Origin of the sequence: Acidovorax sp. ACV01 (assembly GCF_014851495.1) — a bacterium.
Lineage (GTDB): Bacteria > Pseudomonadota > Gammaproteobacteria > Burkholderiales > Burkholderiaceae_C > Acidovorax > Acidovorax radicis.
This window is the reverse complement of the sequence record NZ_JACUZT010000001.1, coordinates 872860-894687: the sequence shown is the minus strand read 5'-3', so window position 1 is coordinate 894687 and position 21828 is coordinate 872860. Positions and strand designations below refer to the sequence as shown.

The following is a 21828-nucleotide window of genomic DNA, read 5'->3' as shown; positions in this document are numbered from 1 at the left end:
TACCACGTCAATGAGACTAGTTGGTCGTGGTCTTTTTAGTCTCATTGAACGGAAATCGGGAGGATGTCTTCCCGAAAGAGTGTTCAACCCCAAGCCGACTTTGGTCGGGCGCTGCGGCAATTGCGCACTGCACAAGGCTTGGTTCAGGAGGACATGCTGCTGGCGACGAGCCGCCGACACATCAGCCGTATCGAGCAGGGTCATCAAGTTCCCAGTATCCGCACCATTGAGGTGTTGGCCGAGCAGATGCAGATCCACCCTTTAACGCTGATTGCTGCTGCGTACTGCCCTGATCTGGACACGACCTTGGTCAATGAACTCCTCAAGACCGTCAAAGCTGACTTCAAGGGCATCATTTCCGATTAGGCGTGGCATTCGGAGTCAGTTTGCTCGATGGCGTGCTGAACCAGCATTTGCAGACCTTGAATCAGTCCAGTGCCAATGGGGGCGGCATCTTGGCGCTGCAACATCCGATTGACGATCTCCCGATCAACAGCAGTGCTGAGCAGGCACAGTGCTTCTTGCAGAGTTTCCAGGCCGACCTCCAGGCTGTCTCCTGAACGTTTGGCTCCCGCCTTCGAAAGCAGCAACAGGGTGAGCGGCAAGGCTGCAGGTGCGGGGTCATGACCCCCGTTCCAGCCAACGCCCGAAAGAAGGTCTCTGAACTGGTCTGACACCAGCAACAGGTGGTTGTCATCAAGCGCATCCGGCAGGATGGCTTCCCATCCCCGTGACGTGATCAGGTCCATCATGTCCTGTGCTCCAAATTTTCCGAGAGTCGCTTTTTCCAAACGCAGCATCATTCGCCATTCAAGTTAATATGAGACCAATTGGTCCCTTTCGAGACCGTGGCGTGCGAAGATAGCCGAACAGGCATTACGTTTTATCGTTCCAAGTGCGCTCGTCTCCAATGGAAATAAACCGGTTGCCCCAATGTGCTTGAAGAGGCAACCAGCCGGTTGCCTTCTGCGTTTGCTTCCCTTGAAAAACCGCTTAGATCTCACCCGCTTGGCCGAACTTGACCGGCAGTTTTGCGATTTCGCACAACTGCAGCGGAACGCCACGCCCAGGTGTGGCTGGACCAAGACGCTTCGATTGGCATTGGGTACCAAAGAGGGCCGCCCGTCGCGACTTGTCTGGAGGATGCTTGGTAAACGTATTCAGCACTCAGGCGGCGTGAATGGTTGACCAGTGCGCGGACGTAAGGCAATCGCGCAGACTGATAGTTCTGCAAAGCCGCGGAAACGGGCTCTTCGTCGTTCCGCTCCGCCAGCATGCGGGAGAGCACCGCAGCATCATCCACCCCTGACGCGAAGCCACTCCCAGTCATTGGTGAAACCACGTGAGCAGCATCCCCCACAATGGCCAACGGTCCAGCGGCCAGTCTTTCTGGCACGTACTCTGCGATAGGCGCACCACTCAGTGAGGCTGTCGACAGCACGCCGAGTGCTACTGCCTCAGCCCACATTTCGGGCCAAAGGCCATGAATCATGGACAGGAGCTCGGAGCGTACTTCCGTGTCGATGCTGCCTCTTCCGAGTGTGCCAACCAGAAAACCCTCTGGGGTCAAGCGATTCGTCGCACGCAGCAGTTCATCTCGATGTGCATCAAACCATGCGAACGTCACCTGGCGGTGTCCAATCTCCATGGAGCCATCCCGACCTGGCAGCACAGCCGCCACCAAGCGATAGCCACGCACGATATCAATCCACAATCCGCCATTGGATGGCCAGGAGACAGGTCGCGTCAGCGCTTGCTCGTCTACCAGACCTCGCCACACGAGATAGCCTGCGTAGCGTGCATATGGCGCGTCTGGCGCAATCGCGCGGCGGACAACGCTGTGATAACCATCGGCGCCGACGACAGCATCCGTCTGCATCTTCGAGCCGTCCTCGAACACAACCTCCGCCTTGTCGTGCAGGGCCTGTACTGATGCGACGGACATTCCTTCCTGGAGAGAGATGCTTGGCGTCTCTTTAACCCTATCGCGCAGCCAGCCATACAGAGCCGGCCATGTAGTGAGGTGCCTGTCCCTGTACGCAAAGACAACAGGCAGTCGCGGAGAAACGCGGGGGTCATAACCCACAGTCCTCGCAATCGCAGCCAAGTCGACGCTCAAGCTGTCGCCACCTTGCGTTCTCTGCGACGAGCGCTCCAGCACCTGAACGGGCAAGCCACGTGCGGCACTTGCCAGGGCGAGGGTCAGTCCCGCAAGGGAGCCTCCCACCACAACGATGCCAGATTCATTCAATGGCATACGGAGAAATTTTCAGTGTTGGTATCGCAGCATGTGGGCCGTAGCAAGCCTAGCTCCGACTCACATGCATTCCATCAGCCTTGCGTAATGCCTGCGCCGAGTGCAGGGAACACGTCGGTGAACAGCAGCGTAATCAGCTGTTGGCCGGTCGGCGTGGACCAGTCCTGTGCGATTTCAGCCATCAGCGTGTTGGTGGCTGTGAGCACGACGCCAGCGTCGCGCATGCGCTGGCGCGAGAACTCTTCGGACAGGTCGCTTGGAGAGCCAGATGCATCCATCACGGCCTGCACGCCAAAGCCTTCCTTGGCTGCGTCAATGGCCGGGAAGATGAGACACACATCGGTAGTCACACCAGCCATGATGAGGTTCTTCTTGCCGGTGGCCAACACAGCCTTCTTGAAATCGGGGTAAGCCCAGGCGTTGACCACACCGGGACGCTTGATGCGCGCCTCGTGCGCTTCTGGCAGGATTTGTGCGATTTCGGGGAGGATGGGGCCCTGTGCACGATCTTCCTGGCTGGACGTAATGACGACCGGCATATTGAGAATCTTTGCCATCTTGGCCAAGGCAATCGACTGCTTGGCAGCGAGTTCCTTGTCGATGTTCTTGATGAGCTGCATGGTGCCGACCTGGTGGTCGATGAGCAGCAGTGCAGTGTTTTCGGCGGTAAATTGTGCAGACATGATGTAGCTCCTTTGGGTTGGTTTTGGGGCGGGTGGGTCACTTGCCCCGAAGTGCGTGGCGGCCTTTACAGGCTTCCCATTTCTCCACGGTGGTAAGCGGCGGCCGCAGCGGCAAGGCTCTCCTTGTTCGCAAAGGCCATGGGGCCATTCGAGAGAATGGGTTGGTGCAGTGGCTTGCCAATGAAGACGGCAACCTTGGCGCCATCGGCCTTGGCCACGAGCTTGTGGGTCGTTGCATCGGGAACGGTCGGCATGACAGGTGCACCGAGGTCTTCCAGGCCAAAGCTCTTGCCGTCGATTTCCGCACTGCCGAACACCGGCATGAAGAAGGCACGTTGTCCCGCTGGCACCGGCACTTCAAGTTCAGCCATGGGCTCCAACGTCACGTCCATCAGCGTGACCTCGGTGGGCGGCGTCAGCGGCGAGCGAGCGTCGCCAAAGGCTCCCAGAGGAACCCGTACCCGTGCACCTGGGCGTTGCACAACTGGCACGTCCTGTGGGCGCAACGTCAGTGCGAACGGCGCTGCGTTCTGGCGGTCCTTGGGCAAGTTGACGAAGATTTGCAGCAGATGCGTCGTACTACCGAGCACTGCAGGGTTCTCTTCATGAACCACACCACGTCCCGCTGCCGTCCAATGCAGGCCTCCGGGTTCAATCAGTGTCCTGTTACCTTGAGAGTCGCGGTTGGCGATGCCTGCTTCCGAATCGAGAAACAGGTAGGTCACTGCAGAGAAGCCCGCATGCGGATGGGGTGGGAAGGTGGGCGCGCTCATCCAGGCATGGTCGATACCCATGAAGGGGTCGAGTAGCGCGGGGTCGGAACCGTGCAGGCGGTAGGCGCGGAACTGGGTTCCCCGGTTGGCGCGTTGCATACGAGCGATAGTGGTCATGATGATTTCTCCTTGTGGCGCTACGCCACTTCAGTCAGTTTCTGCGGGCACCAGTGCGGGGTAGTCGATGTAGCCCTTGGCGGTGGGTGGTGCGAAGAACGTGCTCCGGTCAGGCGTGTTGAGCTCGGCACCCACGCGAAAGCGCTCCGGCAGGTCAGGATTGGCAAGGAACGGCGCGCCAAAGACGGTGGCATCGGCCTTCTTCTCTTGAAGCAGCTTCTCAGCACTCTCTTGGGTCAGACCGCTACCAATCAGGTAGGCACCGTTGAACAGCGGGCGCAGGAGAGCGTGGTAGTCCACGGCGGAGTTGCCGAACAGTGCGACGTGCAGGTAGGCCAGGTTCCATTCGCGCAGTTGGCTCACGAGGTACTTGTAGGTCTCTTCAGGAGCCGCATCGGTGATGCTGTTGTAGTTCATCTCCGGTGAAATCTTTATGCCCACGCGGTCCGCGCCTGCTTCAGAAGCCATGGCATCCAGTACATCCAGGACGAAGCGGGCGCGGTTCTCCACGGAGCCGCCATACAAGTCCGTGCGCTGGTTGCTTCCAGAGGACAAGAACTGCTCCGGCAGATAGCCCGAAGCTGCGTGCAACTCCACGCCGTCAAAGCCTGCTTCGATAGCGCGGCGGGTCGCTTGGCGATAGTCATCAACCACGCCAGCAATCTCTTTCAGGCTCAGTGCACGAGGCGTCTCGAAGTCGACTTGACCGACGGGCGTCCAGGCCTGCCCCTCGGGCTTGATGGCGGAAGGAGCGACGGGTGTCTGACCGTTCAGCAGCGAGGGGTGCGAGACCCGTCCACAGTGCATGAGCTGCATGAATATGCGGCCACCGCGTGCGTGCACGGCTTCGGTCACCTTCTTCCACGCTGCAACCTGCTCTTCCGTTTCGATGCCGGGGGTGTTCACGTAACCCTTGCCCCAGGCCGACGGGAATACGCCCTCGGTGATGAGAAGGCCTGCACTGGCGCGTTGGGCGTAGTAGGTCACCGTCATGTCGCCGACAACGCCGTCTTCGTTTGCACGGGAACGTGTCATGGGGGCCATCAGAACGCGGTTGGGGGCGACAACACGGCCGATGCGGACGGGGGTCAGAAGTTGGCTCATTGCGAATCCTTGGAAAGTGGATGAGAGGTAGGGGGAGGTGCCTGAATCACAGGCGGGCTTGCCCACCGTCGGCGACGACGGTTTGACCCGTTACAAAAGCGGAGTCCGGGGAGCACAGGAACGAGACCACGCCGACTAGGTCCGTGGGTTCCAGCGTTCGGGGAATGGCTTGCAGCTTCGGGAGGAATTCGAAAATTTCCTCATTCGTGCTGCGCATCGATTTGGTGTTCGTCAGGCCGGGAGCGATGACGTTGGCCGTGATGCCAGAGGCGCCGAACTCGCTGGCCAGCGCGCGGGTAAGACCAATGACACCGCCCTTGCTGGCGATGTAGGCAGACATGTCGGGCACGTTCAGCCAGAGCGTGCTGCTGGCCACATTGACGATGCGGCCGAGCTTGCGCTCCTTCATGCCTGGAATGAACGCCTTGCTCATGAGGAACGCACCGTCGAGGTTTACGCCCAGCACCTTGCGCCACAGTGCGTAATCAGTGTCCGCAAAGGACTTCCAGGGGTAGATGCCTGCGTTGTTCACCAGAGCTACGACTGGTGGCAAGTTGGCCGCGACGTCGGCGGCAAACTGGAGTGTGGATTCGGGCGACGTCACGTCCACTAGAGCCGAGAAGAACCTGCGACCCGTGGCTTCAATCAGGCCTCTGGTTGTGGATGCATCGACCACGTCTGCGACGGCAATGTCGAAGCCGTCGGCAGCCAAGCGCTGTGCATACGCTTGGCCGATGCCGTTGGCGGCGCCGGTGATAACTGCAGTTCCTTTGGACATCGAATCTCTCCTGTGAATGCGATGTCGTTATTGTTTATTATTCCTCCTTGGAGATAAATATATGAAAATGGCAAACATTGATTCATAAATGGAGCAATTGGAATGGAGCTGTTGAATGACATGGCACTCTTCGTCGAGGTGGCGCACGCACGCAGCTTCAGGGGCGCGGCTGATGTGACGGGGGTGCCGAACTCAACCCTGTCGCGCCGCATCAGCGCTCTGGAAAAAGCCATTGGCTTGCGGCTGCTGCATCGCACGACACGCAAAGTGGAGCTCACGGAAGCTGGGCAGCTGTACTACGAGCGCAGCCGGCGCATCGTCGACGAGGCACGCATCGCGCATGAGCAACTGAGCGAGATGCTCGCGCAGCCCAGTGGCGTACTCCGCGCCTCACTACCAGTCGACTTCGCCACGATTTACATGGCCCCGCTGGTGGCGGAATTTGCACGCCGCTATCCCGGCATCACCTTCGATTTCGACCTCACGCCGAGGCGGGTGGATTTGGTTGCAGAGCCGTTCGATGTAGCCATCCGGATGGGTGAACAGGGCGATTCGAACCTGATTGCCCGACTGCTGGCTCGCTTGTCCGTACAGGCCTATGCGTCGCCGGGCTACCTGAAAACATCCAGCGCTCCTCAGCATCCGTCGGAGCTGTCCCAGCACGAATGCCTCGGGTTTGCCAAGGCCGCGAAGTGGGAGCTGCACAGAGCAGAAGAAACTGTCCAGGTGGACGTGGGTGGGCGGTTCCTGGTCAACAGCGTCGGGATGTTCCGCAGCTTGGCCACCCTGGACATGGGCATCGTTCTTCTGCCTGTGGAAATCGTGGCAGAAGATGTGGCCGCAGGACGCCTGCAGCGGGTTCTGCCAGAGTGGGAAGGTAAGCCGACGCCGGTCTACGCTATGACGGAGACACGTTTGCTTCCGGCCAAGGTACAGCGCTTCATCGAGTTCTTGCAGGAGCGGTTGGGTCAACGTAGCGACGCGGTCAGAGGATGAGTGCGCGCCTCAGGGCCGCGCTCCCTGGATGGCTGGCGGCAGATGGGCAACCAGGTAGTCGATGAGGCTGCGCACCGACGGAAGCATTCCGCGAGGTGGCGGATACACGAGGTGAATTAAATGTTCCGACGCTGTCCATTCGGACAATACCTGCACGAGCATACTACTTCGCAGGGCATCGGCCACGATAGGGGTTGGCATAAGTGCGATGCCAATACCGTGCAGCGCTGCTTGATGCAGAACGCGCAGGTCACTCGATACCAACCGAGGATTTAGCTTCGCTTCGAGTGACTTGCCGTTGTTGTCGGTGAGGTTCCACAAGTTGGCCCCGTTTGGTTGGTCGCTGAGCGGACTTACCACGTCATAACGTGTCAATTCATCAAGGCTGCTCGGTGTTCCGTTCGCCTGTAGAAAGGCAGGACTGGCCACTAGGATGCGCCGTGCCGTGCCCAGGGTCTTCACCACCATGCCGCCATCGCCATCCATTTGCGGGCGGGCGCGCAGCACTAGGTCAAACCGCTCTTCAATCTGATTGACCGCGCGGTCCGTGGCCTCCAGGAACACCTTCACCTTCGGATGCAGAGAAAGGTAGCCCGGCAAGATAGGAGCGATGTAGCTCTGTGCCATCACTACGGGGCAACACAGGCGGACAGTCCCTGCAGGCTCCGTTTGCAGTTCAGCGATGCTCTCGTATGCAGCGGCAGCGCCTTCAACCGCTGCAGAGCACAGAACATGAAACCGTTGCCCGGCCTCGGTAAGAGCCAGCCGGCGCGTTGAGCGCTGTAGCAGTCGTACGCCGAGGCGCCGTTCCAGCTCGGCCACCCGTCGACTCAATCGCGTCTTCTCCACCCCCGTCGCACGTGCTGCAGCCGAAAATCCGTTGTGCTGCACCACTGCCGCGAAGTAATAGAGGTCGTTCAGGTCTTCCACGGATTGATTGGTGCAATGTTGCACTAGTTCTTTGCTAGATTGTCATCTTATCAATCCATTGGTGCATCCATAAAGTCAGAGGATGTCCTCCCATACGGCTCCCGCCCCCATCCCTGCCACCCAAACTGCACCGTCATTCGCGTTGCTGGCCACCATCTTCCTGCTGACTCTGCTTGAGTTTCTCCAGTCCGGGATGATTGCCTTCGCAGCAGGTCCCATCATGGGTGAAATCGGAGCGTCGCCCGAAGAGTTCAGTCTGACCACGGTGGCTTACGCGGCGGTGGCCATCTCGACCATATCCAAGCAGCGCTGGCTCGCCGAGCGCCTTGGGTGGAGAAACTTTGTCTTGGCCTCGCTTGGCCTCTTCATCCTCGGATGCTCGATCTGCGCTACCAGCGACTCATACCCTGCATTCATGATTGGGCGCGTCATCATGGGCCTGGGGGGCGCTGCGTTCATGACGACGGGGCGCGTACTGGTGAACCTGATTCCACCCAGTCCCCAGCGGTTTGTTGGCATCAAGTATTTCGCGACAGGCCTGGCAGCTGGCATTGCTTTCGCCCCCGGCCTGGCGTCGCTGACGGTCGCGCAGGATGAGTGGAATGGCATCTTCGTACTGCTGATGCTCGTGGCTGCCGCCGCCGCAGTCGTCGCCACGCTATCTTTGCCAACAGCGCTGGTCTCGGACGACCTGCGAAGCCAGAGCAATCCGGTGCTCTTCATGAGTCTGGCCGGCGGTAGCTTCCTGATGCTGTATGCCATCCAGCGAAGCCAGTACGACTTTTTCACCGACGCCACGATGCTTCTCAGCATCATTGGATGCGGGGCGGTGGCAATGTTGTACTTCTTCCGCGCCATTCGCCAGCATGACCGGCCGCTACTAGGCCTCCAATCTCTCAAGCACCCGCGATACATCGTCGGCGTCGCTGTATTCATGTTGTGTTACGTGCTGCTCGGAGCGAACAACTACATCCTGCCGATGATGCTCCAGCGGGGACTTGGCGTTCCATGGGAGATTGTTGGGAGGGTGCAGACGCTGGGTCTGTCAAGCGCGCTGGTGGCCTGGCTGGTGATGATGTGGGCACTGCCCAAGTGGCCTGGCCCAAAGAAGTTTCTGATGGCTGGCTTTGTCTCGCTGGCCGTATTCGGCATCCTGCTGTCGCGGCTCACAGGCGATGTGCATATCTGGGCCGACGTCCTGCCCGCTCTGGCCTTCAACGGCATCTTTCTGATATTCGTGATGGCGACCACGGCGATGCATACCTTCCGCGATGTGCAGCACCACGACACCGTTCTGTCGCATGCACAGCAACTGAAGAACATGCTGGCCCAGTTCGGCACCGCGTTAGGAGTCGCTTCGTCGGCGTTGATGCTCCAGTGGCGTAGCACTGAACACTACACCGTGCTCGTCAGTCGCTTTGAAAACAGCAATCCGATCTACGTCCAGACGCTGCAAGCGGTAAGCCGGGCCTTGGCCGCAAACGGTGCCGGAGCCAATGCAGACGCTTTGGCAGTGGCCCAGCTCGCGCAGATGGTCACGCAGCAGGCAACGCTGATGGCATGCGTGGACTACTTCGCAGTGGTGGCGGCGGTTGGGGTGTTGGGAGCGATTGCCATGGCGGTGCAACGTTTGATGAAATGATGGCATCGCAACAGCTGCAATTCTTGCAAGCGTCTTTAACGCCGTCAGCTGGCGCGGTAGAAACGTGAGTCAGGTACCCGCCCTTGCCGCGCTGATCTTCATTGAATGCCGTCAGTGGCCGCGCAAAAAGCTCTGCTCGCAGAAGTCTCCCGCCTTCTTCAGCATGGACCGGTTGAGCGCCTCGGCCAGGCGTGCGTCGCGGTCGAGGTAGGCGTCGGCCACGCGCAGGCGGTCTGCGGACAGCATCTTGAGCTGTTCACGGCTCAGTGCTCCCAGCCGTCGGAACCAGGCGATGCGCCACTGCAGTGAATCGAGTACGCCAGCGACCACCTCGTTATCGCCCAAGCGCACTTCTTCGGCCAGGTAGGCCTCCACCTCCACCAGGTGGGCTTCGGTGGAACGGGTGTCGAAGGCCTCGATCAGTGCCACGGCCTGGGCGCGCAGCGCGCGCAGCGCGGCTTCGGGGGCCGCCTGCACGATGGCTTGCGAGAGGTAGGCGTGCAGGGCCGTGCGTAGCGCATACAGGTCGCGGATGGCCTTGGCCGAGACCTCTGACACACGGGGCCGACGCCGCGCCGCCAGGGTGACCAGACCGTACTGGCTCAGCAGCAACAGGGCCTCGCGCACGGGTGTGCGGCTAGTACCGAAGTGGGAGGCGATCTCCACCGAGTTGATAACCGAGCCGGGCGCGATTTCGCCCGAGACGATGCGCATGCGCAGCGATTCAAAGATCTTGGCAACGGTAATGTCGTCACTGGCCCGTTCTTCAATGGGCCCTGTCTGGGGTGTGGATGTCATGGTGATCCAAGTTTTTATGCACTTAGTGTCGACAGAAATGCGGGATAACACCATGTTTCTCGCGCAGATTTGTGGAAATAGAATTAAGTGTGGACACTTTTATTGATAAAGAGAGAGATTTGATCGCGACTTTTTATTGATCTACAGCCTCGAACCTCCAAAGTGTGCACACTTTTCCCAAAACATCTCGCCCGGAGACACTTATGCAGAGCCCTTTCATAACCCGCCGAGCCTCGCTGCTCGCCACCGCCGCCCTTGCGCTGTGCGGACCTGCCCGGGCTCAGTCGGCCCGACCTTTGCGCGTTGTGGTACCCGGCCCGGCGGGCTCGGCCATGGATGCTTTTATGCGCGTGGTGTCGGCACCGCTGGGGCAGCGCACGGGCCACCCCGTAGTGGTGGAGAACCTGCCGGGTGCCGGCGGCACGCTGGCCACGGCGCAGGTGGCACGCGCGGCACCCGACGGGTTGACGCTGGAGATCGTGTCTTCCAACCATGTGGTGAACCCCAGCCTGTTCAAGTCGCTGCCCTACGACACAATTCACAGCTTCACACCCATCACTATCATCGGCGTGGTACCCATCGTGCTGGTGGTGTCCAACACTGTCACTGCGAAAAGCGTGCCGGAGCTGATTGCCCAGATCAAGGCACGCCCATCAGGCGATTTCAACTACGGCTCGCTGGGCATTGGCACTGTGCTGCACTTGGCGGGCGAGTTGTTCGATGCCGAAGCGGGCGTGAAGACCACGCACGTGCCTTACAAGGATGCAGGCGGCCTCACGGCCGACCTGGTGAGCGGGCAGGTGCACATGGCCTACTTGGCGCTGCCTTCGGTGGCGCAGCTCATCAAGACCGGCAAGCTGCGCGCGCTTGGCGTGACCACGGGCAAACGCTCGCCAGCGCTGGCCGAGGTGCCCAGTATCAGCGAGACGTTGCCCGCTTACAGCTTCGACGCTTGGTTGGCCCTGATCGCGCCCAAGGGGATGTCCCCCGACTTGGTAGGCAAGTACTACGAGCACCTTAAGTCATCCATGGACGAGCCCGCAGTGAAGGAGGCGATTGCCGTCCAGGGCCTAGCACCGGTGCTGATGCCGCCGGCCCAGGCAGCGCAGTATTTCCAGAGCGAGCTGGCCAAGCACGCGGCGCTGGTCAAGCGCTCCGGCGCCACGCCGCAGTGAGGGGGCAGGCCGCATGAGCGTTCCCCTTTTCAGCATCGACCAGGCCACTGGGGTCTTTCCCTTCCAGGCGTGCCGCTTCGACCGACGTTTTTCGTATGGGGTTTACGTGCCACCGGGTTACACGCAGGAGCTGGCCAAGGGATTTCGCGTCCTGGTGGCCGTGCATGGCTCCGAGCGTGCGCCCGAGACGGCACGTGCGCTGTGCAGCGAGTTGGCGGACGAAACCAACTGCATCGTGCTGGCACCGCTGTTCCCGGTGGCCATGACCGATGACGAGGAACTGCACAACTACATCTACCTACAGTACCGCGGCATCCGCTACGACCAAGTGCTGCTGGCCATGGTGGACGAGGTGCGTGCGCGCTTTGGCCTGCCGACGCACCGGTTCTGGCTAGCGGGCTTTTCGGGCGGCGGGCAGTTTGCGCACCGCTTCATGTACTTGCATGCGGCGCAACTGGCAGCGGTATCTGTGGGGGCGCCCGGCATCGTTAACACACTGGACGAGTCGCGCGACTGGTTCGTAGGCGTGCGCGACGTACCCGCCCTCTTCGACACGCCGGTTGACCGCGCCGGCTTGCGCGGTCTGCCAGTGCAGGTGGTGGTAGGCGCTGAGGACACGGGCACGGACATCGTGGTGCAGCCGCCCCATGTGCTGTACCGCGAGGGCGTTAACGACGCGGGCGGCACGCGCGTGGAGCGTGCGCGCACCCTGCACCGGCTGCTGTGTGAGGCCGGCATGCATGCCTTCCTGGACGTCGTGCCCGGCGCTGCGCACAGTGCGGCCCATGTGCAGCTGGCTGTGAACACGTTCTTTCGTCGCCTTCACGGCGTGCGCAAAACTAGTCCACCTTGATATTCCGCGACTTTACAAGCGCTCCAATACGGCTTACTTCTGCGGTCACAAATGCCCCGAATTGCTCTGGTGGCGAACCAGCTGGTTCCAAGCCTACGCCTTGCTTATTTCACCCTTGACATCATGCAGAGTATTTTGCGCAGAGGCTCTCAGTCGCGCTACGACGGCGGGCGGCGTACCTGCCGAAATCGTAGCTGGGCTGCGCATGCAAGGTGACTATGGTGGCCGGGCTGGCAGGCCCTGAGGCCGGCTTCTTCACCTTTGCGATGCATACGATCAACGGAGCTTTCGGCCCCTGAGTCGTCAGAGGGCTGTCGGCATAGGCGTCCGCTTTTGGCCCCATAGCTGCCACAGGAGCCTCGTCCGCGACTGTCGGCAACCGCTGCCAAGCAGTTGCAAAAGGAGCCGCCGACACCACTCGTCAAAGCAGCTCCGCAGCTGGGTTGTCATTGGAAGGGCGGTAGTAACCCACAACGCTCGCAACACTCCTGTGTCCTGTCATCGCCATGGTGTCGGCCAGCGGAACCTTCTGCACCGCGGCTTCGGTTACGAACCCTGACCGCAGTGAATGCGCAGAACACACGTCCGGCAGCCCGGCAAGTTTTACTCGCTCCCGAACAATCTGTGTCTTGACTCTTTACCACCAGTAGCCTCGGCGAACGATTGTGTTTCTATTTGAAACGACATGAGCCCTTGGGGTCCGTCTTTGCGCCTTTGATGAGGAGTCATTGCTGTGCAGGTGCAGCGCTGGCTACGAATGTCTTCAACAATCGAGAGGGTGAATCCATGGGTACGAGACTGGTGACTTATGCGGTGACTTGCGGCGTTGCCGCGTTGGCGCTTGCTGGTTGTGGCGGAGGTGGAGAAACCGGGGTGGCGGGCAGCGGCGAGTACGCGCAGCAGTCCCTGTCCACGGTCTCGCTGAAAGCGGAGGCGGCCAATCTCGTTGTGCGGGCCCGCGCCAGTCTGGCCGGAAATGCCGGTGCTCTGATGGAGATTCGCGTCAACGGTGTGCTGGTGGCAGACACCGAGGTTCGTGAAACAGCCTACAAAGACTACGGTTTCACTGTTCCCTCCATTGCCAACGGGGACAAGATCGATGTGGTCTTTACCAACGACGGAACAGTCAACGGCGAGGATCGAAACCTCTTTGTTGAGTCCATCACCGTCAACGGCACCACGATAGCGGCCACAGCGCCGGGAGTTACTCTGGATCGGGGGACGGGAGCCAAGGCCTTTGACGGACTCGACGTTCTTCCAGGCCAGCGCTCTTTGTTGTGGAATGCTGCTCTGCGCTTTGCTGTCGGAGCGGGTAGTGCTTCGGGTTTGAGCCCGGCATGTGAGAAGTTCTATGCAGCCAACTCCGGATTTTCCTTGAATACGGATCGAACCGTGGTAACCCCTGCAGCCGTGGCCAAACCCGCCAGGGGAGTTGCATTCTCAGAGCCGAACTACAAGACCTGCGTGACGCGTGCCACGGACCACACTGCTGACGGATTGCATGTCTATGGCCGCACCGAGTACTCGCGTCGGCAGATGTACAACGCCGACAACACGCTGCAACTGGTGCTTGATAAGGAAGGTTTCTTCTACCTGTACGACGCCAACACGCATGCTTTGGTGAAGAAGTTTCCAAGCTTCGGCGAGGATCCTGAGCTTCAGTGGCATCCCACGGATAAGAACTTGATCTACCTGATGCCAAGTCGGGGAGTGGAGTTGCAGCAGAAGGTGATGAATGTGTTGACCGGCGAGACCCGGGTGGTGGGGGACTTCAAGGAGCGCCTCAAAGAGCGGTTTCCCAAGGCCACGCCCACACATGCCAATACGGGCGCTGAGGGTTCGCCGTCGAAGGATGGCCGGTATTGGTGCTACATGGTGCGTGATTCGGTGAACAGTGTTGGCGGAAACTGGGGGGCCGTCGGTGTGTTCACCTGGGACCGTGACACGAATAAGATCTTGGGCTCGATGGATCTGAATGGCGAGCTGCCAGACCATGTCAGCATGAGCCCGAGTGGTGAGTATTGCGTGGTATCAAGCAACGGATCGATTGGCACAACGGCCTTCTCTCGGGACTTCACGCAGAAAAGACGGTTGGCCGAAAAATCTGAACACTCCGATCTGGCCATCGATGCCAGTGGAAAAGATGTGTATGTCTACGTAGATTCCAAAGAATACACAGACGTCTACATGAAGCGATTGGACTCCGGAGAGCGCACGCAGCTCATGTCCGGCATCCGAACCGCCGTGCATTTTTCTGGCAAGGCCTTCAATAAGCCCGGCTGGATAGCGATGACCACGCAGGCCACCACAAACGATGGCGCAGGCAAGCAGTGGATGCAGAACAAGGTCATGGCCGTCCAGCTCAAGGCGGCACCCACGGTGTACAACCTTGCATTTCATCGGACGGTCTATTGGGACTTGGATACGGCGCCGACCTCCAGTGTTAACCGTGACTTCACCCGCATTGCTTTCAACTCCAACTGGCACGTCAACAGCCCGACGGATGTAGATACCTACACCATCGAAATCCCGGCCAACGCGCTGAAGGAGATTGTGACGCCAACGACGCCCACCACGCCCACCACGCCCACCACGCCAACCACGCTTTCCATTGCGGTGGGCGCCGTCAAGCGAGACAACTATCTCGTCACTTTCCAGGCAACCACCAGCGCTCCAGCCAAGTGCGGGTCCTCATGGACGCAAGGTCAGCCCTTTGCGTACCTTTATGACTTTCTTGCCTCCGCCGCGGGTGGTTTGACACACAACGCCACGGTGTACCTGGACAGCCCCACGGCTGCCCGGACCATCTATCTGGTGTGCAAGGCCAACGGATCGGAGGCTGAGAAAGAATTTGTGGTTCAAGTGAAATGACTTTGCGGCACCGGAAGCTCTTGTTCGAGGTGCTTGGCGTCAAACGTCAACCCAAAACCTGAACGAGTTCTGCTCATCGCCGTGCGCGAGCCAGGCCCGAGACTCCGTGTCGGACTACCTGCCATTGTGGAAGGTGGCACCGAGGTGCTTGTTGATGTCAGTGTCCTCAACGCCACGACATCAGAGTCTCTGGCAACTGCACAAACCTTATGGAGAAATGGGGGCACGTTCGTGATCAAGGGAGTCAAGACACTCGACCAGGACATGAGCGAAGCATTGAGTTCTGCTCTCATGCTCGAAACGGTTGCCAAGTGAAGAAAGCTCCTTTTCTATTCGGACAATGCCTTCCGGCTGGTTTCACCAGCAAGCAGTGCCGCTGACATCAAGTATTGCGTTTGACGTTTCGTATGAATTTTCTGCAAGAGAGGATTTGATGTCGCTAGACCATCGCTATCTCTGGAGTACTGCTTTCGTCCGCGAATTGTTGCGTACGGAGCGGCTGTCGGAGGCCGCCATGTTTCGCTACTTCCTGGTAATCATGGCCTTCGATTGGCTGCAATTCACGCTCATCGCTACAACACCAACGCCCCGCATTAGTACCTCATCGAATGCAGGTTCTTGGGTCACATTTGCCATTACGGTGCTGGGGCTGCTGTACCTCTACCGCAGAAATGGCGGTGGAATGGGTAAGCAGTTTCTTCGGCGCTACTTCCCATTGTCTGTCACCGTGGGTTTGAAGTTTGTTGCTGCAATGCTTGTCGTTGGGTGGTGTACCCCTGTCGTTTTGGCTGATCAAGGCAAAGAAATTGTGGGTTGGGGCAGTGCGCTAGCACTCGCGGCCATCAATATCTCCATGATCTGGCGTATTGGCTTTCATCTCAATTTGCTCTCACGTGAAACAAGAGATTAAGACTTCCTTTTTGCTTGTCACTGCTGATCGGTCCCATCCATAGCGGTTGCCAGCGTCTCCCTAGCTCCCTACAAAGACCTGTCTGTTTTCCCCTTGGTACAGATGGCACGGTCGCGATAGTGACCCGGGAGCTTCTCGCAGAGGACCTCTCCATTGTTAGCGTTTGGCGGGGGTTACACAACTTGTACTCCGTTGATGATCACTTCACTGTCTTTACCTCAACTGACCACATGTAGGCCATGAACCGTCCGTCCACCAGTCCAGCATCGGATGTCTTTCAGATAGGCATCACGTCGTTCGCTTTTGCGGCGGATGCGAATGTCGAGTTTGTCGATGGAGGCATGCGGTTCGACTTGAAGGCGGTTCCGATGCCTTTTGACGCCGCCCACCATGAAGGTGTCTTTGAGGTAGCGGCAGGGAAGATCGCTCCCCGATTCTTCTCCGCCACCTTTCATTTCGATGACCGCTCGAAAGAGCCGCACCGTGTGTTTGCCTATCCGGCCGAGAAGCCGCGCGTCGATTTCGGCCTGTTCTCAGATGGGCTGAAGCATGGCCTGCGGTTTTTCGGGCAAGTCGACCTCGCGCCCGACCGCCTCGCGCTGAGCGGCGTGCTGCGCCAAGACTACGAGGGCGACGCGCAGGGTGTGGCGCTGCGTCTTGTTCTGCACTTCCCCCGCGGTGAAGTGCGGTTGAGGCCACGCAACTTCGAGAGCATCGAAGCCGGCCTGGCGGTGCCCCCGAAGCAGGTGCGCCACCTTCACTGGTTTCAGGAGTGGCGCGATACGCCGAAGGTCGACACGTTTCCATCGGAAATATTCCGCTGGACAGAGTTGGAATGGCTTTCGATGCAGTACGCCTCCCAGGATCACGCACGCTTCACCACGCTGCCGGACGAGATAGGCACATTGCAGAAACTGACCCGTCTGCGCCTCACCAACACCAGCGTGCTACACCTGCCCGATGCCATCGCGCAGTTGCGAGGCTTGCGCCAACTGAGCTTCACGGGCGGCGCGCTCAAGAGCATCTCCGCACAGGTCGCGCAGCTCGGGCAGTTGGAAGAACTCGACCTGTCATACAACCGGCTCACCTCGTTGCCCGAGGGCATCGGCCATCTGCCTGCGCTGAAGACACTGGATCTGCGCGGCAACCCGTTCGAGTCTTTGCCCGCCTCGATCGGCCGCATCGAGAATCTCCGGATCGACCCACGCCACCGGGCGCTGTACCGTGACACGCGCTACCGTCCCGAGATCGACGTGGCGATGGACGGTGAAGTGTTTCTGGCGCGCAGCAGCCCAACGCACCTGGCGCTGCTTCAAGCCGCCTTGACGCGGCACGGCTTCCTTCAGCATGAGCCCGCGCTGCGCCGCCATGCCCGCCAGGCGCTGCGCTGGCGAACTACGACGCCCGACGAGCCCCCGGTGCTTGGCGGCACCCGCTTCGGCGGCGCCCCGGATCTGCCGCCCAGTGTGGACTATCCCATGACGAACGGCCGACACTGGCATTTCTATGCCCAGCTCGACCTCGAGGCCGTGGCCGGCTTGCAGTCATGGCTGCCGCGCACCGGGTGGCTGTACTTTTTCGCCGAAGGCCAGGACGGATCCGACCGGACCCTGGTGATGTACGACACATCGCCCCGCGCGTCCCTGCAGCCCTATGAGTGGGGCCACGATGCACGTTTTGTGGACGGGGACAATGTGCCCGAGGCCTATGCGGCCTACCGCGCCACGGTGGATGCCACGGTGTCCGTGCCTTGCCTCTATGGGGCATCGCACCGCTACACGGGTGACGACGCCAGCCTGATGGAGGTCTGGGACGACGATCAGTGCGAGGCCTACACGGCCCTGGAGACCGAGCTCGCCGGCAGTGACGATTCGCAGCACGGCGTGCACCTCCAGAACGCCTTCGTGTTCACCCAGCAGCAGAGTCCGGAGGAACAGGCGATGGACACCCAGGGTGGGAAGCTCGAAGAATGGGTGAATCTGCTGACGCTGTACTCCGACAGGCATCCTGGCTTCAGCTTCTGGGATGCCGGCACGCTCACCTTTACTATCCACCGTAAGGACCTGGCCCTGCGCGACTTCTCCCGGGTCCGTACTTCGCTGGAAAGTTCCTGACGGTGCACAACCTGACAGCCATGCGGTCCACGTACAAGAACAAGGTGTCTTTCGAATCGTTGTGTCGCAGAACACTGTTTGCCATGGTGCCAATGCTTGCTTCCACACTCATCCTTGCAGTGCCAGTCAATCGTCCCGCCTCCGGCATTGACGTGGATGAGATCCGCACGGTCGTCCAGCGTCCCAAGCCACCTACGGATTGTCTTTCGATCACGTTAAGCGGCGTCACAGTGCTTCTCGATCGGCAGGAGCTGGCCAGGAAAGCAGCCTTCCAGCCTTTCCCATGGACGACGGAGGCCGAACGGCTGGCACTGATCGAAAGTCGGCGGGCATCCGCACTGCTGTCGGCTGCTGCCACCGTCAAGGGCGAGAACGGCTGTAGGCAAGTCAACGGGGTCTTGGATGGCGAGGCGACGGCAATGGTTTTGGTCGCTCTGGAAAGTGGCTCCTCCGCGGTTCTCTTGGACGGTTCGAAGGCTCCTGTGACCGCAGTGACCATCCGCTACCTGGGTACTCGCTGCGGCCCACTGTGTGGACGAGGGCACATCATGGTGTACGTACCGGGGCAGAGCAGGCCATTTTTGGTGCAGGATTGGTGGGTTTCTTGAGGAGAAGATTTCGTGCGTGTGATGGCCTTGTTGATCGGAGCCAGCGCTCTCGGGTGTTTCGGTATTGCCTTCTGGCTACTGATCGTTACTGCAAAGTTCTACTTTGGAGCTGAGTACGCGCCGTCTTCCGCGGGAATGCCGGGATACACGGCCGGCGGTGTGGAGGCCGATGGGGGCGGGATCTTCGCTCCCTGCATTCTTCTTCTGGCTATCGGCGCTTTCCTGGGCAAGTTTGCGTTCAACCTATGGCGCAGGCCGTAGGTGTTGATTTCCATCCAGAGATACATGCGGGCAGTTCGGCTTGGTCAACGATCCGGTCGACATGGCGCAGAAAGTGCCTGAGCCGAACAACCGGCGCGCATGCGACAGAGAATTCAGTAAAGGAGACCATGGCGAATCGTCCCCCCAAAACGCCACTCGACTTTGGCGTCAAGTTTTCGTTTGCGGCCATCCGCGAGAAAAATCTGATCTATGTCGGTGCGTTTTCACCCGAAATCCAAGCCAAGGGCCTCCCTTACACCGAGTTTTACGGCCACGATGCTGAAGATGAGGATGAAGAGTTTGAAGATGAAAAGTTCGGCCTGATCGGAGATCCTGTGCGATGGAACTGCGTGTCTGTTTGCGCAGCCGATTTCCCCCACCCACAGATGGTGGCACTGGGCGAGTACGGTCAGGTACGCGTGTTTGGCACAAAAGATGACTTCGAGAGCCGGATCGTCCCCGAAGACCTGCGGTTCCGCGAAGTGCGTTCTATCGCCGGCGTCGCCTACGCCTGCGCAGTGGACCGCAAGGTCTTCCGTCGTGATGGCACGGACCAATGGACGCCCATCCACGGCGACATGCCCTCGCGCCCGGGCCCCGACGTCGTCCTTGTCTTTGAATCCATCCACGGCTTCGGGCCCGACGATCTGTACGCCGTGGGTTGGCACGGCGAGATCTGGCATTTCGATGGCCGGGACTGGCACCAGGAAAACAGCCCCACCAATCGCATCCTCAACCGCGTCTATTGCGCACCGGACGGATTCGTCTACGCCTGCGGCCTAGCCGGCACGCTCCTCAAGGGGCGGGACGGTCAATGGACCTTGATCGCCGCCGATGCCGGCGGCGTCGACTACTGGGACCTTGCATGGTTCGGTGATCGCCTCTGGGTTTCCTCGTACGCTGGCCTCTTCACATGGGACGGCGACACGCTCAAGCCCGTCCTGTTCGACGACGACGCCCCCGTCACTTTCGGCCTTCTTGACGCCCGCCACGGCATCCTTTGGACGGTCGGCACAGACGACATTCTGCAGTTCGATGGCCACGAGTGGGAACGCATCGCGTGATCCCTTCCCTCTGCCCCATGCACCAACCGTCACCTCAGCCCGCCTTGCGTCGGTCATTTCCTCATGGACGCTCACTACACCTATCTATGTGTATGGCGGGGCGGTAGTCGGTGGTAGTTTGCCGAACTGCCAGGTACTTGTACGCTACCCCTACGCGGGATCGATGGTAGAAGTACGAGCAGTTGAAGGATGGGTCGCCTGATGCGTTTGCCGAGCTTGATTTGGCGCTCAACGGCTCGAATTCTGTCTTCGCAGGAAGACATGACTACCTCTTGATAGGCCAAGTTTTGTCCGCATCCCCAGCTGGTCAAGATTGCATCGGCACCAACAACCTACGACGCGCTGGGCCGTGTCACGTCCACGTCCGGCGCCCAGGCCGCATCGGTCAATTTCGTGCGTGATGCCGTTGGCAATGTGATTGCGCTCAATCAAGAGGGCCGAGTGACGCTGACGATGTACGACAGCCATGGCCGTGCCATCCAGGTCGCACGGGCAGACTCCGTGAACGAGTTCCGCTCCTACGATACACGCGGCCTGCTGGGCAGGGCCTGGCAAAGCGTTGGAAGCGAAGAAAGCGGCACCCAAATCCTGTTCACAGCGTACCAATACGATGCGCTGGGACGCAGGACCCACGTCATCAGCCCGGCCAGCTCCAGTGCCCTCTCTACTGCGAATGCTGCCCTGGCGGTGCAGCAGGGCGCAGGGATGGTAGTGCAAGACCTGGAGTACAACGCCTTCGGGGAGGTCATCTCCAAGGGCACCAACGGCTATGCCGAACGCGAAAAATATGCCTACGACAACGCCGGTCGCCTGGTTCACAGCTACGCATCGCGCGGCCAGGACAGCGACGCGGGGGGCATCTGGCAGTTCCAGATCTATGACCTGCTGGGGCGGCAACGTGCTCAGGCAGCAAGTGCAAAGCGGCGTGCCCCTACCCAGCACCACCGAAGGGTTGCAGCTGACCGAAGTAGGCAAGGCCTGGACCCAGATCGGCACCCAGACCGTGCCCGTGCTCGACCCGGCCACGGGCAAACCCAAGATCGACCCCGCCACCGGCCAGGTCATCACCCGCGAAGAACCCGTGTACGGCTGGAAGCCCTTCAAGGAACTGCGCAACCAGATCACCACAGAGGAAGGCACGCGCAGCACCCAAACGCAATGGTTTGCCTACGACAGCATGAACCGCCAGATCCTGGTGGACGGGGCAGTCAACGGCAACGCGCAAGACCAGGCCAACCTCACGGCCGACCAGGGCCACATCCTCACGTACGACCTGAACGGCAGGCTTGACGGTAAAGGTGGGGACCGGCTGCGCTGCGGTGTTGCTGGCCGCCCACGCGCCGGACACGGCTAGGGAAAGCGCTGCGGTCAACAGGGTCAGGGACGTCATGGCGGCTCCAGGGAATCTTTGTTAGATTGATTGCTTAACTAATCAGCTAATTTGTCAAAAATGTATCATTTGCTCCCAATGCACGGAGATCCCGCGATGAAAGAGATGCCCCCCGAAGCCCTTGAGCAGGTTGCTGCCTACTTCCAGGTTCTCGCCGAACCCACGCGGCTGCGCATCCTCAATTTGCTGCGGGATGGAGAGAAAAACGTGGGAGACCTGGCGCAGCAATGTGGCTACACGGCGGCCAATGTCTCCAGGCATCTGTCGTTGATGACCAAACACGGCCTTGTGGCCCGCGAGGGGAGGGGGACCAGCGTGTACTACCGGCTGACCGATGAGTCGGTCTATGCCTTGTGTGATCTGGTCTGTGGCAATATTGCACGCCAGCTGGAGCGGGACTCGGCGGCGCGTGCCGCGTTTCAGGTGGTGCGCTGAGCTTCTCCAGCACTGGGCCGCTAGGGACGGAGATAGATAGCATGGCGCGCTATCCGCAGAAGCATCGTG

Annotated in this window: 20 protein-coding genes and 1 pseudogene; 12 read left to right on the top strand and 9 right to left on the bottom strand. The window is 59.9% G+C overall.

The window, feature by feature from the left end; all coding sequences use genetic code 11:
* Positions 1–63 precede the first annotated feature (63 nt).
* The gene (locus IB243_RS04110; protein ID WP_108616423.1) at positions 64–366 is read left to right on the top strand and encodes a helix-turn-helix domain-containing protein; all 303 of its coding nucleotides are present in this window, start codon (positions 64–66) and stop codon (positions 364–366) included.
* Here IB243_RS04110 and IB243_RS04105 read toward each other — a convergent pair.
* The 6 genes from IB243_RS04105 to IB243_RS04080 all read right to left on the bottom strand — a co-directional run bounded on the left by IB243_RS04105 (position 363) and on the right by IB243_RS04080 (position 5712).
* Positions 363–803, bottom strand: a complete 441-nt coding sequence (locus IB243_RS04105; protein WP_192425156.1) for a hypothetical protein — start codon at positions 801–803, stop codon at positions 363–365. The genes IB243_RS04110 and IB243_RS04105 overlap by 4 nt on opposite strands.
* Before the next feature lie 197 nt (positions 804–1000).
* Entirely contained in the window at positions 1001–1945 is a 945-nt protein-coding gene (locus tag IB243_RS04100) for an FAD-dependent monooxygenase (RefSeq protein WP_225584689.1), read from the bottom strand.
* Positions 1946–2331: 386 nt separating this feature from the next.
* Complete coding sequence (locus tag IB243_RS04095) at positions 2332–2940, bottom strand: isochorismatase family protein (RefSeq protein WP_225584688.1); 609 nt, start codon at positions 2938–2940, stop codon at positions 2332–2334.
* A gap of 65 nt (positions 2941–3005) precedes the next feature.
* Positions 3006–3830: a pirin family protein gene (locus IB243_RS04090; RefSeq protein WP_192425152.1), complete on the bottom strand. Its 825-nt coding sequence runs from the start codon at positions 3828–3830 to the stop codon at positions 3006–3008.
* Between the two features lie 30 nt (positions 3831–3860).
* Complete coding sequence (locus IB243_RS04085) at positions 3861–4934, bottom strand: alkene reductase (protein WP_192425150.1); 1074 nt, start codon at positions 4932–4934, stop codon at positions 3861–3863.
* A 46-nt stretch (positions 4935–4980) separates the two neighbouring features.
* Entirely contained in the window at positions 4981–5712 is a 732-nt protein-coding gene (locus IB243_RS04080; RefSeq protein WP_192425148.1) for an SDR family NAD(P)-dependent oxidoreductase, read from the bottom strand.
* 102 nt (positions 5713–5814) lie between these two features.
* On the opposite strand from IB243_RS04080, the gene IB243_RS04075 reads away from it, so the two are divergent.
* The gene (locus tag IB243_RS04075) at positions 5815–6708 is read left to right on the top strand and encodes a LysR family transcriptional regulator (protein ID WP_192425146.1); all 894 of its coding nucleotides are present in this window, start codon (positions 5815–5817) and stop codon (positions 6706–6708) included.
* Positions 6709–6717: 9 nt separating this feature from the next.
* Here the strand turns inward: IB243_RS04075 and IB243_RS04070 are convergent, their stop codons facing one another.
* Complete coding sequence (locus IB243_RS04070) at positions 6718–7638, bottom strand: LysR substrate-binding domain-containing protein (protein ID WP_192425144.1); 921 nt, start codon at positions 7636–7638, stop codon at positions 6718–6720.
* A gap of 82 nt (positions 7639–7720) precedes the next feature.
* Between IB243_RS04070 and IB243_RS04065 the strand changes: the two genes are divergently transcribed.
* Positions 7721–9280, top strand: coding sequence for an MFS transporter (locus IB243_RS04065; RefSeq protein ID WP_192425142.1), 1560 nt, complete (start codon positions 7721–7723; stop codon positions 9278–9280).
* A gap of 111 nt (positions 9281–9391) precedes the next feature.
* Here the strand turns inward: IB243_RS04065 and IB243_RS04060 are convergent, their stop codons facing one another.
* Positions 9392–10078 (bottom strand): GntR family transcriptional regulator, encoded by a 687-nt coding sequence (locus IB243_RS04060; protein WP_192425140.1) that lies wholly within the window; start codon positions 10076–10078, stop codon positions 9392–9394.
* 332 nt (positions 10079–10410) lie between these two features.
* Between IB243_RS04060 and IB243_RS04055 the strand changes: the two genes are divergently transcribed.
* Together IB243_RS04055 and IB243_RS04050 are read left to right on the top strand one after the other, a co-directional pair.
* Positions 10411–11253, top strand: a complete 843-nt coding sequence (locus tag IB243_RS04055) for a tripartite tricarboxylate transporter substrate-binding protein (protein WP_225584687.1) — start codon at positions 10411–10413, stop codon at positions 11251–11253.
* 13 nt (positions 11254–11266) lie between these two features.
* On the top strand, positions 11267–12106 hold the full coding sequence (locus IB243_RS04050; protein ID WP_192425136.1) for an alpha/beta hydrolase: 840 nt from the start codon (positions 11267–11269) through the stop codon (positions 12104–12106).
* A 421-nt stretch (positions 12107–12527) separates the two neighbouring features.
* Here the strand turns inward: IB243_RS04050 and IB243_RS27065 are convergent.
* Positions 12528–12728: pseudogene (locus IB243_RS27065) on the bottom strand (integrase); the annotation flags it as partial.
* Positions 12729–12892: 164 nt separating this feature from the next.
* Between IB243_RS27065 and IB243_RS04045 the strand changes: the two are divergent.
* The 7 genes from IB243_RS04045 (at position 12893) to IB243_RS04015 (ending at position 21759) form a co-directional block, all read left to right on the top strand.
* Entirely contained in the window at positions 12893–14977 is a 2085-nt protein-coding gene (locus tag IB243_RS04045) for a carbohydrate-binding domain-containing protein (RefSeq protein WP_192425134.1), read from the top strand.
* A gap of 304 nt (positions 14978–15281) precedes the next feature.
* Positions 15282–15887: a hypothetical protein gene (locus IB243_RS04040; RefSeq protein ID WP_225584686.1), complete on the top strand. Its 606-nt coding sequence runs from the start codon at positions 15282–15284 to the stop codon at positions 15885–15887.
* A 239-nt stretch (positions 15888–16126) separates the two neighbouring features.
* Complete coding sequence (locus tag IB243_RS04035; protein WP_192425130.1) at positions 16127–18001, top strand: DUF1963 domain-containing protein; 1875 nt, start codon at positions 16127–16129, stop codon at positions 17999–18001.
* 2 nt (positions 18002–18003) lie between these two features.
* Positions 18004–18609 (top strand): hypothetical protein, encoded by a 606-nt coding sequence (locus IB243_RS04030; protein WP_192425128.1) that lies wholly within the window; start codon positions 18004–18006, stop codon positions 18607–18609.
* A gap of 389 nt (positions 18610–18998) precedes the next feature.
* Positions 18999–19934, top strand: coding sequence for a hypothetical protein (locus IB243_RS04025; protein ID WP_192425126.1), 936 nt, complete (start codon positions 18999–19001; stop codon positions 19932–19934).
* Between the two features lie 925 nt (positions 19935–20859).
* Positions 20860–21288 (top strand): hypothetical protein, encoded by a 429-nt coding sequence (locus IB243_RS27265; RefSeq protein WP_255509262.1) that lies wholly within the window; start codon positions 20860–20862, stop codon positions 21286–21288.
* 132 nt (positions 21289–21420) lie between these two features.
* Positions 21421–21759, top strand: a complete 339-nt coding sequence (locus tag IB243_RS04015; RefSeq protein ID WP_192425122.1) for a helix-turn-helix transcriptional regulator — start codon at positions 21421–21423, stop codon at positions 21757–21759.
* The last annotated feature ends 69 nt before the right edge of the window (positions 21760–21828 follow it).